Origin of the sequence: Oryzisolibacter propanilivorax (genome assembly GCF_900103645.1) — a bacterium.
GTDB lineage: Bacteria > Pseudomonadota > Gammaproteobacteria > Burkholderiales > Burkholderiaceae_C > Melaminivora > Melaminivora propanilivorax.
This window is the reverse complement of sequence record NZ_FNHP01000002.1, coordinates 232,329-248,655: the sequence shown is the minus strand read 5'-3', so window position 1 is coordinate 248,655 and position 16,327 is coordinate 232,329. Positions and strand designations below refer to the sequence as shown.

Below are 16,327 nucleotides of genomic sequence, written 5' to 3'. Positions count from 1 at the left end.
GAGAAGAGGGAAGCCGCGCAGCGGCGCAGGGGGGTTGCCCCTGGACTACACCGGGTCCCACGAGAACACGTCGCCCGAGCGCTCCATCGGCACGAAGCTGCTGCGCAGCGCCGGCATGGCGTGCTGGGCGATGTCCTGCGGCGTCCAGCCGCCGCCCTGGTGCACCGAGCGCAGCGGGCGCGGCTGGCTCATCAGGAAGATCTCGTTGTTGCGCACCGCGAAGACTTGGGCGTTAACCTCGCGCGCCGCGTCGGACAGCAGGTACACCGCCAGCGGCGCGATCTTGGCCGGCGTCATCTGCTGGATCTTGGCCACGCGCGCCTGCTGCTCGGGCGTGTCGGTGGGGATGGAGCCGATCATGCGGCTCCAGGCGAAGGGCGCGATGCAGTTCGAGCGCACGTGGAACTTCTGCATGTCCAGCGCGATGGACTTGGACAGCGCCACCAGCGCCAGCTTGGCGGCGCTGTAGTTGGCCTGGCCGAAGTTGCCGATCAGCCCCGAGGTGGAGGTCATGTGCACGAATGCGCCGCTTTCCTGCTCCTTGAAGTGGCTGGCGGCGGCGCGGCTCATGTAGTAGCTGCCGTACAGGTGCACCTTCAGCACCGCGTCCCACTCGTCCAGGCTCATCTTGTGGAAGAAGCGGTCGCGCAGGATGCCGGCGTTGTTGACCACGCCGTCGATACGCCCGAAGGTGTCCAGCGCGCACTGCACGATGCGCCCCGCCGCCAGGCTCTCGGCCACGCTGTCGGTGCTGGCCACGGCCTGGCCGCCGGCGGCGCGGATCTCCTCGACCACCTGCTGCGCCGGGCCGGCGTCCTGGCCCTCGCCGCTGGTCGAGGTGCCGATGTCGTTGACCACCACGCGCGCGCCCTCGGCGGCCAGCGCCAGCGCGATGTCGCGCCCGATGCCGCCGCCGGCGCCCGTCACCACCACCACCTTGCCCTCGACCATCGGCCCGCCGTTCTGCTGCTGTGCCATGCGTGTGCTCCTTCCTGTGTGAATGAATGAATCTAGCCCGTTTCGGACGCGAGCATGGCGGCAAACGCCGCCCGGCGCCATTCGGCAATCGCAAGGCCGGGCTTCGGCCGGCTGGAAGCCGCCGCGCTGCCCGCGGCCCTTCATGGCCGCCGAAGGCACGCTTTCACATTCACGGATTGCGCGCGCGGCGGCCAGCGCCGACCATCACGGCCATCATGACCGAGATGCCCCCGCACACCCCGTTGGACGCCGCCGCCATCGCCCACCTGCAGTCCTGGCAGGGCCGCAGCGAGACCCTGCACGACAGCGCCACGGCGCAGCCGCTGGCCGCGCTGTCGGCCACGCTGGACCGCGACGACCCCGCACCCGCCCCCGGCACGCCCGTGCCGCCGCTGTGGCACTGGCTGTACTTCCTGCCGCATGCGCGCCAGAGCGAACTGGGCCCGGACGGCCACCCCCGGCGCGGCGGCTTCCTGCCGCCGGTGCCGCTGCCGCGGCGCATGTGGGCCGGCGGACGGCTGCGCTGGGAGTCGTACAACCCGCTGCGGGTGGGCCAGGCGCTGCAGCGCACCTCCGCCATCGCCTCGGTGGCGCACAAGGCCGGGCGCTCGGGCGAGCTGCTGTTCGTGCAGGTCGAGCACCGCTTCGCCAACGACCACGGCCTGGCGCTGACCGAGGAGCACGACATCGTCTACCGCCCGCTGGCGCGCCCCGGCGACCCGGCGCCGGCGCCGCAGCGCCCGCCGCTGGACGGCCAGGCGGCCTGGTCGCGCGGCATCGCGCCCGACGATGTGCTGCTGTTCCGCTATTCGGCGCTCACCTTCAACGGCCACCGCATCCACTACGACCGCCGCTACGTCACCGAAGTCGAGGGCTACCCCGGCCTGGTGGTGCACGGCCCGCTGATCGCCACGCTGCTGGTGGACCTGCTGCGCCGCAGCCTGCCCGGGGCGCAGCTGGCGGCGTTCGAGTTCCGCGCCGTGCGCCCGACCTTCGACCTGCACCCGTTCAGCGTGCATGCCCGCCCGGACGCGGATGGGCACGGCGTGCAGCTGTGGGCGCAGGACCACGAGGGCTGGCTGACCATGCAGGCCAGCGCCACCCTGGCCTGAGCCAGGGTAACGCCCGTCACTATCGAATCAATAGCTACTTGCCGTTGCAGCATAAGGGCTACAGCCCGAAAACACCCGAAAGACGCCTTCCATGATCGAGCAGACGCTGTCGAACAACCACCCCGAGCTGCGCGAGGCCGTGCGCGCGCTGTGCGCGCAATTCCCGCAGGAGTACTTCCGCCGCATCGACGAGCAGCGCGCCTACCCGGCCGAGTTCGTCGACGCGCTGACGCAGGCCGGCTGGCTGGCGGCGCTGATCCCCACCGAATACGGCGGCTCGGGCCTGGGGCTGGCCGAGGCCAGCGTGATCATGGAGGAGATCAACCGCTGCGGCGGCAACGCCGGCGCCTGCCACGGGCAGATGTACAACATGGGCACGCTGCTGCGTCATGGCTCGCAGGCGCAGAAGGAGCGCTTCCTGCCGCGCATCGCCTCGGGCGAATGGCGCCTGCAGTCGATGGCGGTGACCGAGCCCTCGACCGGCACCGACACCACCAAGATCAAGACCAGCGCCGTCAAGCGCGACGGGCGCTGGGTGGTCAACGGCCAGAAGGTCTGGATCAGCCGCGTGCAGCACTCGGACTGGATGATCCTGCTGGCGCGCACCACGCCGCTGGCCGAGGTGAAGAAAAAGAGCGAGGGCATGTCGATCTTCATGGTCGACCTGGCCGAGGCGCAGAAGAAGGGATTGAGCGTGCGGCCGATCCCGAACATGGTCAACCACGAGACCAACGAGCTGTTCTTCGAGGACCTGGAGATCCCCGAGGAGAACCTGATCGGCCAGGAAGGCCAGGGCTTCAAGTACATCCTGGACGGGCTGAACGCCGAGCGCACGCTGATCGCCGCCGAGTGCATCGGCGACGGCTACTGGTTCATCGACCGCGTGACCGACTATGCGCGCGAGCGCCAGGTGTTCGGCCGCCCCATCGGGCAGAACCAGGGCGTGCAGTTCCCCATCGCCGAGGCCTTCATCGAGGTCGAGGCCGCCAACCTGATGCGCTGGAAGGCCTGCGAGCTGTTCGACGCGCACGCGCCCATGGGCGCGCAGGCCAACATGGCCAAGTACCTGGCGGCCAAGGCCAGCTGGGAGGCAGCCAACGCCTGCCTGCAGTTCCACGGCGGCTTCGGCTTCGCCTGCGAATACGACGTGGAGCGCAAGTTCCGCGAGACGCGCCTGTACCAAGTGGCGCCGATCTCCACCAACCTGATCTTTTCCTACGTGGCCGAGCACATCCTGGGCCTGCCGAGGTCGTTCTGACGGTTTTCACTCCCTCTCCCGCGTGCGGGAGAGGGTTGGGGTGAGGGCGGCGCGCGCAATGGACGCCACGCCCGGACCACCCCCTCACCCCCGCCCTCTCCCCCAAGGGGGAGAGGGAGAAGCAGCCAGCCCTGTTTTGATATTGCACGGGAGCCTTTCATGACCCGCCCCCTCGACGGCATCACCGTCGTTTCGCTCGAACACGCCGTCGCCGCGCCGTTCTGCACGCGCCAGCTGGCCGACCTGGGCGCGCGCGTCATCAAGGTCGAGCGCCCGGGCAGCGGCGACTTCGCGCGCGGCTACGACACGCGCGTGCGCGGCCAGTCCTCGCATTTCACCTGGATCAACCGCAGCAAGGAAAGCTTGGCGCTGGACCTGAAGCAGCCCGAGGCGCAGGGCGCGCTGGCGCAGCTGCTGGAGCGCGCCGACGTGCTGGTGCAAAACCTGGCGCCCGGCGCGGCGGCGCGCATGGGCCTGGCGTACGAGGCGCTGCAGGCGCGCCACCCGAGGCTGATCGTCTGCGACATCTCGGGCTACGGCATGGACGGGCCGTACCGCGACAAGAAGGCCTACGACCTGCTGATCCAGAGCGAGGCCGGCTTCCTGTCGGTCACCGGCACGCCCGACACCCCGGCCAAGGCCGGCATCTCGGTGGCCGACATCGCCGCCGGCATGTACGCCTACACCAGCATCCTGTCGGCGCTGCTGCTGCGCGGCCGGACCGGCGTGGGCAGCCACATCGACGTGTCGATGCTGGAGGCCATGGGCGAGTGGATGGGCTACCCGCTGTACTACGCCTTCGAGGGCGCGGCGCCGCCACCGCGCGCCGGCGCCGCGCACGCCAGCATCTACCCCTACGGCCCGTTCACCGCCGGCGACGGCGGCACCGTCATGCTGGGGCTGCAAAACGAACGCGAGTGGCAGGCCTTCTGCGCCCAGGTGCTGCAGCAGCCCGAGCTGGCGGATGACGCACGCTTCGCCACCAACGCGCTGCGCAACCAGCACCGCGACGCGCTGCGCGCGCTGATCGTGCAGGCCTTCGCGGCCCTGAGCGCGGCGCAGGTGCTGCAGCGCCTGGACGCGGCCGGCATCGCCAACGCGCGCGTGAACGACATGGCCGACCTGTGGGCACACCCGCAGCTGGCCGCGCGTCAGCGCTGGCGCGACGTGGCCACGCCCGCCGGCAGCGTGCCGGCGCTGCTGCCGCCGGGCGCCAGCAACGCCTTCGAGCCGCGCATGGATCCAGTGCCGGCGGTGGGCGAGCACACCCGCGCCATCCTGGCCGAGCTGGGCTGGGACGCGGCGCGCATCGACGCGCTGGCACCCTAATCCCGCGCCCTCTGCGCACTATCGAAACATGAGCTGCAAGCCCATATTCCACCTGGACGAAAGCCCAAAATGACCACCAACCCGCCGATTCCCGCCCCCGCCGCCGTCCACCCCCTGGCGCAGTTCGCCGCGCAGCTGCAGTGGCAGCAGGTGCCCGCCGCCGTGCAGCGCCGCACCGAAGACCTATGGGTGGACTGGTTCGGCTCGGTGCTGGCCGGCTGCCGGGCGCGCCCGGTGGCCAGCATCACCCGCTTCGCGCGCTCGCAGGGCCCGGACAGCGGCCCCAGCGAGCTCATCGGCCACGCCGGCGCCAGCACCTCGCCGATGATGGCCGCGCTGGCCAACGCCGCCGCCTCGCACGTTGCCGAGCAGGACGACGTGCACAACGGCTCGGTGTTCCACCCGGCGGCGGTGGTGTTCCCGCCGGCGCTGGCGGTGGCGCAGAGCATCGGCGCCAGCGGCGCGCAGCTGATGGCGGCCTGCGTGGCCGGCTACGAGGTCGGCATCCGCGTCGGCGAATTCCTCGGCCGCAGCCACTACCGCATCTTCCACACCACCGCCACCGCCGGCACGCTGGCGGCGGCCGCCGCCGTCGGCCGGCTGCTGGAGCTGACGCCGGCGCAGATGCAGCATGCCTTCGGCTCGGCCGGCACGCAGTCGGCCGGGCTGTGGGAGTTTTTGCGCACCGCCGCCGACAGCAAGCAGCTGCACACCGCGCACGCCGCCGCCGCCGGGCTGATGGCCGCCTACCTGGCGCGCGACGGCTTCACAGGCGCGCAGGACATCTTCACCGGGCCGCAAGGCCTGGCCGCCGGCATGTCGCAGGATGCCGACCCGGCGCGCCTGACCGACGGCCTGGGCACGCGCTGGGCCACGGCCGAGACCAGCTTCAAGTGGCACGCCTCGTGCCGCCACACGCACCCGGCGGCCGACGCATTGCTGCAGGTCATGCAGGCGCACGGCCTGCGGCCGCAGGACCTCGCGCAGGTCACCTGCCGCGTGCACCAGGGCGCGCTCGACGTGCTCGGGCCGGTGGTGGCGCCGGCCACCGTGCACCAGTCCAAGTTCTCCATGGGCACGGTGCTGGCGCTGGCCGCGCGCCATGGCCACGCCGGGCTGACCGAGTTCGACGCCGAGTTCCTCAGCCCCGAGACGGTGGCGCTGCGCGAGAAGGTGCGGATGGTGCTGGACGACGAGGTGGACGCGGCCTACCCGCGCCGCTGGATCGGCAAGGTCGAGGTGCGCACCACCGACGGGCGCACCCTCGCCGGCCGCGTCGACGAGCCCAAGGGCGACCCGGGCAACACCCTGTCGCGCGAGGAAATCACCGCCAAGGCGCTGCGCCTGGCGGAATACGGCGGCGCGGTGCCCGCACCCCAGGCCGAGGCCGCTGTGCAGCGCCTGTGGCAGGTGGCGCAGTGGCCGCGCGTGCCGGCGCTGCTGCCGGGCTGAAGCGTCGCGCCGCGTCCCACAGGCGATTGCCCGCCGCCGCCCACCCGGGAACACTGGCGCGCCACGCCGTTCTTGCCGGTCGTTGTTCTGTCCTTTCCTTTGAAAGCTTGCCCCATGTCCCCGCCGGTCCAGCATGCCTGCTCCTTCCTGTTCGTCCCCGCCGACCGGCCCGAGCAGCTGCCCAAGGCACTGGCCAGCGGGGCCGACATGGTCATCGCCGACTGGGAGGACGCGGTGGCGCCGGCGCACAAGGCCAGCGCACGCCAGGCCCTGGCCGGCGCCGTGGCGCAGCTGGCGCCCGCGCAGCGCGCGCGCCTGCTGGTGCGCATCAACGCCGAGGGCACGCCCTGGTTCCGGGACGATCTGGCGGCGCTGGCGCTGCTGGTCGGGCAGGGCTGCGCCGGCGCCATGGTGCCCAAGGCCGAGGGCGCCTCGACCCTGGTGGCCGTGGCGCACACCGCGGGCAGCGGGGCGGCGCTGCTGCCGCTGGTCGAGAGCGTGGCCGGCTACGACGCGCTGCCGGCGCTGGCCGGTGCGCCGCAGGTGGCGCGGCTGGCCTTTGGGCACCTGGACTTCCAGGCCGACGCCGGCATGGACTGCCAGGCCGGCGCGGACGGGCATGGCGATGAGGGCGACGAGCACGAGCTGCTGCCGGTGCGCCTGGCCCTGGTGCTGGCCTCGCGCCGGGCGCGCATCGCGCCGCCGCTGGACGGCGTCACCGTCGACCTGCAGGGCAGCACCCGGCTGGCGCGCGACGCGCGGCGCGCGCGGCGCATGGGCTTTGGCGGCAAGCTGTGCATCCACCCGTCGCAGGTCGCGCCGCTGCACGCCGCGTTCGACCCCGACGAGGCCGCCGTGGCGCAGGCCTGGCGCGTGTTGCAGGCACTGCACGCGGCCGGCGGCGGCGCGGTGGCGCTGGACGGACGCATGATCGACGGCCCGGTGCTGCGCCAGGCGCAGCAGACGCTGGCGCGGCACGAGCTGGCGTGCGCCCGCGCCGCCGGCCACCCCGTCGCGGGCGCGGGCGCGACGCTGGCCTGACGCCACCGGCGGCCGCGCGACAATGCGCCGCCGGCCCCGCCCCGCCCCGCCCCGCCTTTCGTGCCTGTTCGTCCCTCGCTTCATGTCCCCTGATCCCGCGCCGCTGGCGCCCGCCGCGCGGCTGGTGCCGATGCTCGCCAGCCTGCTGTCGGCCTTTGCGCTGAGCCAGGCGTTCCGCACCGTCACCGCCATCCTGGCGCCCAGCCTGCAGGCCGACTTCGGCCTGGACGGGCAGGCACTGGGCGCCTTCGCCGGGCTGTTCGGCCTGTCCTTCGGCGTGGCGCAGCTGCTGATGGGCATCGGCATGGACGTGTATGGCCTGCGCCGCACGGTGCTGATCTCGTTCTCGCTGGCCATCGCCGGCAGCGCCCTGTCGGCGCTGGCGCCCAGCTACGGCTGGCTGATGGCCGGGCAGCTGCTGATCGGCGTGGGCTGCTCCCCGGCATTCCTGGCCTGCACCATGTTCCTGGCGCGGCACTTTCCGGCCGAGCGCTTCGCCTTCTTCTCGGGGGTCAGCCTGGGCGCGGGCGGGCTAGGGCTGATCTTCACCGGCACGCCGCTGGCGTGGGTGGTGCAGTACGGCGGCTGGCGCGCGGGTTTTGCCGTGCTGGCCGTGCTGTCGGCGCTGTCGTGGCTGCTGATCTGGCGCGTGGTGCACGAGCCGCCGGCGGCCTACGCGCCGCAATCCACGCAGCGCGAGGGCTGGCGCCAGGCCTTTGCCGGCCTGGCGTCGCTGCTGGCGCTGCCGCATACCTGGGGCATCCTGGTCATGGGCATGAGCTGCTACGCCGCCTTCCTGTCGCTGCGCGGGCTGTGGCTGGGGCCGCTGCTGATCGAGCGCTTCGGCTACACGCTGGTGCAAAGCGGCAACGTGGCGCTGGTGCTGTCGGTGATCGCGCTGTTCGCGCCCGGCGTGTTCGGCCGCCTGGACCCGGGCGTGCGCCGGCGCCGCGCCTGGGTGGTGCGCGCCGCCGCATCGATGGCCGGCTGCTTCGCGCTGCTGGCGCTGCTGCAGCGCGCCGACGCGGCGCTGGCGCTGATCGTGCTGATGGGCCTGCTGTCGGGCTACGGCGTGCTGCAGTACGCCGACGTGCGCGCCTCGTACCCGGCGGCGATGACCGGCCGCGCCCTGTCGCTCTACACCATGGCCATGTTCCTGGGCGTGGCGCTGATGCAGTGGACCACCGGCATCGTCGCTGCCGTGGCCGCGGCGCACGGGCTGCCGCCCTACGGCGCGGTGCTGGGCGCCATCGCCGCCTGGCTGGCGCTGGCGGCGATGGCGTTCGGGTTGCTGCCGGCATCACCGCTGCTGCGGCGCCCCGGCACGACGGCGCGGCGCTGAAGCCCGGCCCGCGCTTCAGCGTGCGCGCCAGATGGCGGCGGCGCCGCCCTGGTCCAGCTGCTCCAACACCTGGCGGGTGTGCGCGCCGGGCGCGCATTCCGGCCCGGGCGCGTAGGCCGCGCCGTCGAAGCGCGGCGCCGGCATGGCCTGCAGCGTGCCGCCTTGCTCGAGGTAGGTGCCGCGCGCGCGCAGGTGCGGGTGCTCCGCCGCTTCCAGCGGGCTGAGCACGGCGCCGAAGCACACGTCGGTGGGCTCCAGAAGCGCCTGCCAGTGGGCGCGCGGCTGGGCCAGGAACAGCGCGGCCAGGCGCGAGCGCCGGCGCGGCCAGGCGGCGCGGTCCCACTGCGGGCCGGCGAAGTCGGCGTCGCCCTCCAGCCCCAGCGTGCGCAGCAGCAGCGCGTAGAACTGCGGCTCCAGCGCGCCCACGGTGATGTGCCCGCCGTCGGCGCAGACATAGGTGTCGTAGAACGGCGAGCTGTCGTAGGTGCTGGCGCCGCGCTCGTCGGCGACCACGCCGCGGGCGCGCGCGCTGAGCATCAGGTTGAGCATGTGCGCCGCGCCATCGACGATGGCCGCGTCGACCACGCTGCCGCGCCCGGTCGTGCGTGCCTGCACGATGCCGGCCAGCAGACCCGTCATCAGGTACAGCGCGCCGCCGCCGATGTCGCCCAGCACGGCGAACGGCGAGACCGGGCGCGCGTCCGCCGGGCTGCAGCCCCACAGTGCGCCCGAGACGGCGGCGTAGTTGGTGTCGTGCCCGGCGCGCGGCGCCAGCGGGCCGCTCTGGCCCCAGCCGGTCATGCGCCCATAGACCAGGCGCGGGTTGGCCGCCAGGCACTCCTCGGGCCCCAGTCCCAGGCGCTCCATCACGCCCGGGCGCATGCCCTCGATCAGCGCGTCGGCGCTGGCCACCAGCTGCAGCACCAGCGCGCGGCCCTCGGGCGTTTTCAGGTCGGCGAACACCGAGCGCTTGCCGCGGTTGAGCAGCGTGGAGGTGACCGCCGGGCCCTCGCCCGGGCGCACCAGCGACACCACGTCGGCGCCCAGGTCGGCCAGGTGCATGGCGCAAAACGGCCCGGGACCGAGCCCTCCGATCTCCAGCACGCGCACGCTGTCCAGCACTTTCATGAATATTCCTCGAATCAATGGATGGGTGGGCAGGGGCCGCGCCGCGTCACTGCGCCTGGTACAGGGTGACCACGCAGGCGCCGCCCAGCCCCAGGTTGTGCTGCAGCCCCAGACGCGCGCCATGCACCTGGCGCGCGCCAGCCTGGCCGCGCAGCTGCCAGGTGAGCTCGGCGCACTGCGCCAGGCCGGTGGCGCCCAGCGGGTGGCCCTTGGACAGCAGCCCACCCGAGGGGTTGGTGACCACGCGCCCGCCGTAGGTGTTGTCGCCGTCGAGGATGAACTGCTCGGCCGTGCCCTCGGGCGTCAGGCCCAGCGCTTCGTAGGTGATGAGTTCGTTGGCGGTGAAGCAGTCGTGCAGCTCGACCACGTCCAGCTCCTCGGGGCCAATGCCGGCGGCCTCGTAGACCTGGCGCGCGGCGCCGGCCGTCATGTCCCAGCCCACCAGGCGGCGCATGTCGCCGCCGGCGAAGCTGCTGGCGCCGTCGGTGGTCATGGCCTGGGCGGCGATGGTCACGCGCTGGTCCAGCCCGTGCCGGCGCGCGAAATCCGCCGAGCAGACCACCGCCGCCGCCGCGCCGCAGGTCGGCGGGCAGCACTGGAAGCGCGTCAGCGGCCCGTACACCGGCGCCGAGGCCATCACCTCGTCCAGCGTCAGCGGCTGGCGGAACACCGCCAGCGGGTTGTGCGCCGCGTGCTGGCGCGCCTTGACCGCGATGCGCCCGAAGGTGTCGGGGCGGATGCCGTGCTCGCGCAGGTAGTCCTGGCCGGCGCCGCCAAATAGCTGCGCGGCGCGGGGCGCGGTGTCCTCGTAGCCCTGGTGCGCGGTCATGGTCTCGAGAAAGCGGTCCAGCGGCGCGGGCCGGTCGCTCCAGGCGTTCTTGAGCGCGCCTGGCTGCATCTGCTCGAAGCCCAGCGCCAGCGCGCACTCGGCCATGCCCGACTCCACCGCCTGGCGCGCCAGGTACAGCGCGCTGGAGCCGGTGGCGCAGTTGTTGTTGACGTTGACCACCGGGATGCCGGTCAGCCCCACGCCGTACAGCGCCGCCTGGCCGGCGGTCGAGTCGCCATAGACATAGCCGACGTAGGCCTGCTGCACCGCGTCGTAGGGCACGCCGGCATCCTGCAGCGCCAGGCGCGCGACCTGCGCGCCCATCACCGGATAGGGCTCGCTGGCACCGGGCTTGGTGAACGGGATCATGCCCACGCCGACGACGTGGACGGGTCTTTGCATGCGGCTCATGGCGGACTCCGAGAGAAGAGAAAAAAGGATGGCGGGGCAGCGCGCGGCGCGGTGGAACTCAGCCGCCGGCGCGTGCCAGCGACTCGCGCAGGCGGTTCTTCAGGATCTTGCCGGCGGGCGACATCGGCAGCGACTCGGCCACGCTGATGCCGCGCGGGCACTTGAAGCCGGCCAGCTGCGTGCGGCAGTGCGCGCGCAGCTGCTCGGCGCTGGGCGGCGGGCCGGGGCGCGGCACAACCACGGCGTGTACGGCCTCGCCCCAGGTCGCATCGGGCAGGCCGACCACGGCGCACAGTGCCACCTGCGGGTGCTGCATCAGCACCGACTCGACCTCGGCGGAGTACACGTTCTCGCCGCCGGTGATGATCATGTCCTTCAAGCGGTCGGCGATGAACAGCTGGCCGTGCCCGTCCAGCCAGCCGCCGTCGCCGGTGTGCAGCCAGCCGCCGCGCAGCGCCTGCGCGGTTTCCTCGGGCCGGCGCCAGTAGCCCAGCATGACGGTCGGGCCGCGCACGCAGATCTCGCCGATCGCGCCGGCCGGCAGGGCCGCGCCGTCCGGGTCGCAGATGCGCACCTCGCTGGCCAGCCCGGCGTGGCCGACCGAGCCCAGGCGGTCGGCGTGCCGCTCGGCATCGGCCCAGGTCACGGGCGTGCCCAGCGTGGCCACTGCCGAGGACTCGGTCATGCCGTAGGCGCCGCAGAACTGCACGTGCGGCAGCGCCTGCATGGCACGGCGCAGCAGCGCCACCGGCATGGGCGCGGCGCCGTGGGTGATGCGCTTGAGCCCGCGCAGGCGCGCGGCGTCGAAGGCCGGGTCGTCCAGCAGGATCTGCAGCATGCTGGGCACCAGCACCACGTCGTCCACGCCGTGCTCGTGCACCGCCTGCAGGAAGGCCTGCGGGCGGAACATCGGCTCGATCACGCTGGTGCCCCCCAGCACCAGCTGCGACACCAGCCGCCCCAGACCGGCGACGTGGAACAGCGGTGTGGTCAGCAGCGCCGTGCCGTAGCTTGGCAGCTCAGCCAGGCGGGCCATGGTCGCCGTCCACAGGTTGGCGTGCGACAGCATCACGCCCTTGGCCGCGCCGGTGGTGCCGCCGGTGTAGAGGATGGTCGCCAGCGCATCGCCACCGCGCCGCGCATCGGGCACCGGCGCGGTGGCGGCGATCAGTTCTTCGACACGCGCCACGCCGGCCAGGGCGGCACCAGCGCCCAGGTGCCACAGCGCGCGCAGCGCCGGCAGCTGGCGCGCCAGGGCCGGGCCCTGCGCGGCGAAGTCCGCGTCCACCAGCAGCACGCGCGCGTCGCAGTCGCGCAGCGCGTGCAGCATTTCCGCCTCGCTCCAGCGCGTGTTGATCGGGCATGGCACGGCGCCGGCCCACCACGCGGCCAGGAAGGCCTCGACGCACCAGTCCGAGTTCAGCGCCAGCAGCGCCACGCATTCGCCCGGCTGCACGCCCTGCGCCCGCAGCGCGCCGGCCAGCCGGGACACGCGGTCGGCCAGCCGGGCGAAATCCTGCCGGCGCCCGCCACAGACGGTGGCGGTGCGCTGCGGCGCCTGCTGCAGGGCGCGCTGCAGGCCCTGGGTGAGATGGATGTCCATGGGGCGGTCGGTCCTCCGGTGTCGCTTGGGCGGCACCAGCCAGTGCCGCGGCGCCATGCGCCTGTGCTGCAGCGCATGATCGGCGGATTCGCCCGGCAGGACGTTCGTATGTCCTGAAGTCCGTGTTTTCCCGGTGCGGCGCTGTGGCGCGATCTGGGCTCGCGCAGCCGCAGGTCGGGCTAGGGCCGGGCATACGTCAAGACCGGGAAAGGCCGTGCGCTTTTTCTCCGAAAACGGCCACTGGTCCTTGTCATGCAAGGGCCGAGTGCTTCAATAATCGAAGCAAAAACGGCGCCAGAAGTCAGCGCTGAGGAAAGGTGTTGCGCAACCGCTGTCCTGCCAGTGCATCGGGTCAGGCCAGTCCAGAAGTCCCCAGCACACTTTCCACCGAGCGCACCAGGGTACGCAGCCGCGGCCCCAGGTCGGTCTCCAGCCGGGCATACATGGGGCTGAACACCGGGACCGAGACCGCGAAGACCCACAGCTCTCCATCCTGTGGCTGCGACATGGGAACCGCGATGGACTCGATCTCCCGGTGCAGATCGCCGTGGCTGCGGCAAAAGCCATGGCGCGCGAAGTCGTCGCGCGCCTGCACCAGGCGCTGCTCCAGCCAGGCGGCGCGCTGCGGGTCCTTGTCCTTCAGATCCTGCAGGTAGGTCTCGCGCTCGTCTGGCCCCATGTTCATCAGATAGGCACGGCCCGTGGCAGTGCGCGACAGTGAGGTGGAGACGCCGATTTCCTGGCGAAACACGGTGTTACCCATGCCATTGGCGAGTTCCACCAGACACAGCTCGCGCTTGTGTCCCACCGTCAACTGCACCTGTCCCTCGGTGAGGTCGGCCAGCGCCTGCATGTGTGGCCGGGCGAACTGGCGCAAGGCCATCCGGGTGAGCACGGGCGAGGACAGCTGCAGCAGGCCCAGCCCCGGCACGTATTTCGACAGCCGCTCCGAATAGCGCAGCAGGCCGAGTTCGCACAGTGTGTCGATCAGGCGAAACAGTGTGGGCTTGGGCAGTCCAGTCAAGTCCATCAGCTCCCTGGCGCTGAGCTCCTGGCATTTGTTGGAAAAGCAGCGCAATATGGAAACGCCGCGCGCCAACGCACTCACCAATTTGCTGTCCGCCTCTGCGTTCACGTTCACATCGACCCCAAAACCCGGAATTTTCGCCTGTTTCGCAGTCACGCTCGTGGCCACTGGAACGGGACCGGTCTCCGCTCCAGGAAACAGCGCACTGCTTCGCGATGCTCGGGCGTGCCCATGGCCAGCGCCTGGGCATTGGCCTCTTGTTCCAACAGCGAAGGCAGGTCGCTGGCGGCCAGCGCCAGCGAACGCTTGATGAGGCTCAATGCCACGGGCGAGGCACCGACGAAGGCGCGCGCTATGGCCCGTGCGCGGTCCTGCAGTGCGTCTGCCGCGACCAGTTCGGTGGCGATACTCAGTCGCAGCGCTTCCTCGGCCCCCACCTCCCGGCCCGAGAGCATCAGCTCGCGCGCTCGCTGCACCCCGACCACGCGCGGCAGGGTATAGAACGCTGCGCAGTCCGGCACCACCCCCATGCGGATGAACGACATGGCAAAGCGCGCGCGGGTGCTGGCAATGATGAAATCCGCCGCCAGTGCCAGGCTGAAGCCCGCCCCATAGGCCGCGCCATCCACCGCGGCGACCACCGGCTTGTCCAGCAGCATCAGGTCCTTCAGCCAGTCGTGCAGGCCGGTCATGCGTCGCCGCCAGCCGGCGTTGTCCAGTCCACTGGCCGCAATGTTGCCCAGGTCGCCGCCGGAGCAGAAATGCGCGTCTGCGCCGGTCAGCACCAGCGCCCGGATGGCCGGGTCGGCCTGCACCTGGCGCACTACCTCGGCCACCTCCACGCGCATGATCGGGTCGAAGGCGTTGCGCTTGTCCGGGTTGCGCAGGGTCAGCGTGGCCACGCCGTCCTGCACCTCGAAGACAGTGCGTTGACGGGACGGGCTCATGCCGCGCTCCGGGGCACATAGGACGAGCGCATGTCCCGTCCGCCGCGCAGCGACGAGCCACCGTCCACGGGAACTACTGCACCGGTCACGTAGCCCGCCTGCGGCGACGATAGAAACAACGCCATGTGGGAAATGTCCTCCAGCTTGCCCATGCGTTGCAAGGGCACTGTGGCCACGGTCTGTGCCAGCGCCTCGGCTGTAGGTGCCAGACGGCGCATGCCTTCGGTATCGCCAATCGGGCCGGGCGCGATGGCGTTCACACGCACACCTGCCTCGCCCCATTCCAGGGCCAGCACGCGCGTCATCATGTCGACGCCGGCCTTGGCCGCACAGGCATGCACTTGGTACATGGTGGGGTTGACGGCCTGGGGCGCCGAGATGTTGAGGACGCTGGCACCCGGCTTTCTCAGCATCGGGTAGGCCAGGCGCAAGACGTGGAAGGTGCCGTTCAGGTCGATGTCGACCACGGTCTTGAAGCCGTTGGGCGACAGCTCGGCCGCGGGCGCAATGAAGTTGCCGGCAGCGCCGGAAACCAGCACGTCGATTTCGCCGAACTGCGCATGCGCCTGGCGCAGCGCGGCCTCCACCGCGGCGGGATCGCGCACGTCTGCGCTGATGCCCAACGCCTGCGCACCCCGTGCGCGCAGCCCTTCGGCCGCCTGGCATACCTTGTCGCGTGAACGACTCATTACGACCACATGCGCGCCCGCATGAGCGAAAGCCTGTGCAATGCCAAGGTTGATGCCGCTGCTGCCGCCCGCAACGAATACATGCCGGCCTGCAAAGGATGAGGACTCAGTCATGGCGCGTCCCTCAGTCCAGCTGCAGCTTCTGGCTGCGGATCAGCTCGCCCCAGTCTTGCTGGTCGCGCTCCACCATCTGGGAAAACTGCTCGGACGGCATGCCGCCAGGGCGGCCGCCCAGTTCGCGGTAGCGCTTGACCACGGCTGGGTCCTGCAACACAGCGATCAGGTTGTCGGTGAGTTTCTTAACGACGGCCGGCGGCGTTTTGGCAAGCACGAAGAAGCCCATCCAGCCCACCTTGTCGAAGTCCTTCATGCCCAGCTCGGTCATGGTGGGCACGTCGGGCAGCTCGGACTCGCGCGTGGAGCCGGTCACGGCCAGCGCACGCAGCTTGCCGTCCTTAACATGGCCCAGCGACCCCGTGAGGTTGTCAAACATGAACTGCGTCTCGCCCGCCACGATGGCCATGGTGGCGGGTGCCGATCCCTTGTAAGGCACATGCAGCACGTCCACCCCCGCACTTTGGCGCAGCAGCTCACCCATCAGGTGTGTGGTCTGACCGACGCCAGCGGACGAGAAGGCGAGCTTGCCCGGCTCGCGCTTGGCCGCCACAACCAAGTCCTTGAGGCTCTTGATGGGCGACTTCACTGGCACCACTAGGACGTTGGCGAACGAGATCATGTCGGTCAACGCAATGAAGTCTTCGGCCTTGTAGGGAAGCTTCTGGTAGGCGGTGTAGTTGATGGCGTTGGAGCCGGTGTTGCCCACCAGCACGGTGTAGCCGTCCGGCTGCGCCCGCGCCACGAGGCCGCTGCCCAGGGAGCCACCCGCGCCGGGCTTGTTGTCCACCACGACCGGCTGGCCCAGCCGCTCGCTGAGCTTTTGTGCCATGAAGCGCACGGGCGTGTCGGTGGTGCCGCCGGCCGCGCCGGGCACGACGAAGGTGATGGGACGCGTGGGCCAGGCGTCGTCGGCCCGTGCGGGCTGCGACGCCGTCAAGGCGGCCAGGCCCAGCAAGGTGGTGGCGCCCGCGAGATGCAGCACACGGCGGCGGTGAGGGAATGGCATGGTCTTGTCTCCTAGGGTTCTTGCGGCAATGCGGCCGCTTTTGCTATGAATTAACTAG

14 protein-coding genes are annotated in these 16,327 nt (G+C 71.4%); 6 read left to right on the top strand and 8 right to left on the bottom strand.

Annotated elements, in window-relative coordinates:
• Window positions 1-45: 45 nt before the first annotated feature.
• On the bottom strand, window positions 46-951 hold the full coding sequence (locus BLQ61_RS03865; protein ID WP_425415605.1) for an SDR family NAD(P)-dependent oxidoreductase: 906 nt from the start codon (window positions 949-951) through the stop codon (window positions 46-48).
• Window positions 952-1,193: 242 nt separating this feature from the next.
• Between BLQ61_RS03865 and BLQ61_RS03860 the strand changes: the two genes are divergently transcribed.
• The 6 genes from BLQ61_RS03860 to BLQ61_RS03835 all read left to right on the top strand — a co-directional run bounded on the left by BLQ61_RS03860 (window position 1,194) and on the right by BLQ61_RS03835 (window position 8,512).
• Window positions 1,194-2,090, top strand: a complete 897-nt coding sequence (locus BLQ61_RS03860; RefSeq protein WP_175488208.1) for an HTD2 family dehydratase — start codon at window positions 1,194-1,196, stop codon at window positions 2,088-2,090.
• Between the two features lie 91 nt (window positions 2,091-2,181).
• A complete protein-coding gene (locus BLQ61_RS03855) occupies window positions 2,182-3,348 on the top strand; it encodes an acyl-CoA dehydrogenase family protein (RefSeq protein ID WP_091566881.1) in 1,167 nt (388 codons plus the stop codon).
• Window positions 3,349-3,507: 159 nt separating this feature from the next.
• Window positions 3,508-4,677, top strand: a complete 1,170-nt coding sequence (locus BLQ61_RS03850) for a CaiB/BaiF CoA transferase family protein (RefSeq protein WP_091566878.1) — start codon at window positions 3,508-3,510, stop codon at window positions 4,675-4,677.
• Window positions 4,678-4,746: 69 nt separating this feature from the next.
• Complete coding sequence (locus BLQ61_RS03845; RefSeq protein ID WP_091566876.1) at window positions 4,747-6,129, top strand: MmgE/PrpD family protein; 1,383 nt, start codon at window positions 4,747-4,749, stop codon at window positions 6,127-6,129.
• Window positions 6,130-6,243: 114 nt separating this feature from the next.
• Entirely contained in the window at window positions 6,244-7,170 is a 927-nt protein-coding gene (locus tag BLQ61_RS03840) for an HpcH/HpaI aldolase/citrate lyase family protein (protein WP_091566874.1), read from the top strand.
• Between the two features lie 82 nt (window positions 7,171-7,252).
• Window positions 7,253-8,512 (top strand): MFS transporter, encoded by a 1,260-nt coding sequence (locus BLQ61_RS03835; RefSeq protein ID WP_245703826.1) that lies wholly within the window; start codon window positions 7,253-7,255, stop codon window positions 8,510-8,512.
• A 15-nt stretch (window positions 8,513-8,527) separates the two neighbouring features.
• Here the strand turns inward: BLQ61_RS03835 and BLQ61_RS03830 are convergent, their stop codons facing one another.
• The 7 genes from BLQ61_RS03830 to BLQ61_RS03800 form a co-directional block, all read right to left on the bottom strand.
• Window positions 8,528-9,640 carry a CaiB/BaiF CoA transferase family protein gene (locus BLQ61_RS03830; RefSeq protein WP_091566872.1) on the bottom strand — a complete coding sequence of 371 codons (1,113 nt, stop codon included), beginning with the start codon at window positions 9,638-9,640 and terminating at the stop codon, window positions 8,528-8,530.
• A 46-nt stretch (window positions 9,641-9,686) separates the two neighbouring features.
• Window positions 9,687-10,871: a lipid-transfer protein gene (locus BLQ61_RS03825; protein ID WP_175488222.1), complete on the bottom strand. Its 1,185-nt coding sequence runs from the start codon at window positions 10,869-10,871 to the stop codon at window positions 9,687-9,689.
• Window positions 10,872-10,938: 67 nt separating this feature from the next.
• Complete coding sequence (locus BLQ61_RS03820; protein WP_245703825.1) at window positions 10,939-12,483, bottom strand: class I adenylate-forming enzyme family protein; 1,545 nt, start codon at window positions 12,481-12,483, stop codon at window positions 10,939-10,941.
• Between the two features lie 352 nt (window positions 12,484-12,835).
• A complete protein-coding gene (locus BLQ61_RS03815) occupies window positions 12,836-13,618 on the bottom strand; it encodes an IclR family transcriptional regulator (protein WP_425415604.1) in 783 nt (260 codons plus the stop codon).
• A 44-nt stretch (window positions 13,619-13,662) separates the two neighbouring features.
• Entirely contained in the window at window positions 13,663-14,457 is a 795-nt protein-coding gene (locus BLQ61_RS03810; RefSeq protein ID WP_091566866.1) for an enoyl-CoA hydratase/isomerase family protein, read from the bottom strand.
• Complete coding sequence (locus tag BLQ61_RS03805) at window positions 14,454-15,260, bottom strand: SDR family oxidoreductase (RefSeq protein WP_091566864.1); 807 nt, start codon at window positions 15,258-15,260, stop codon at window positions 14,454-14,456. Before BLQ61_RS03805 ends, BLQ61_RS03810 begins: the two co-directional genes overlap by 4 nt.
• A 10-nt stretch (window positions 15,261-15,270) precedes the next feature.
• On the bottom strand, window positions 15,271-16,269 hold the full coding sequence (locus tag BLQ61_RS03800) for a Bug family tripartite tricarboxylate transporter substrate binding protein (RefSeq protein ID WP_091566862.1): 999 nt from the start codon (window positions 16,267-16,269) through the stop codon (window positions 15,271-15,273).
• Window positions 16,270-16,327: the final 58 nt, after the last annotated feature.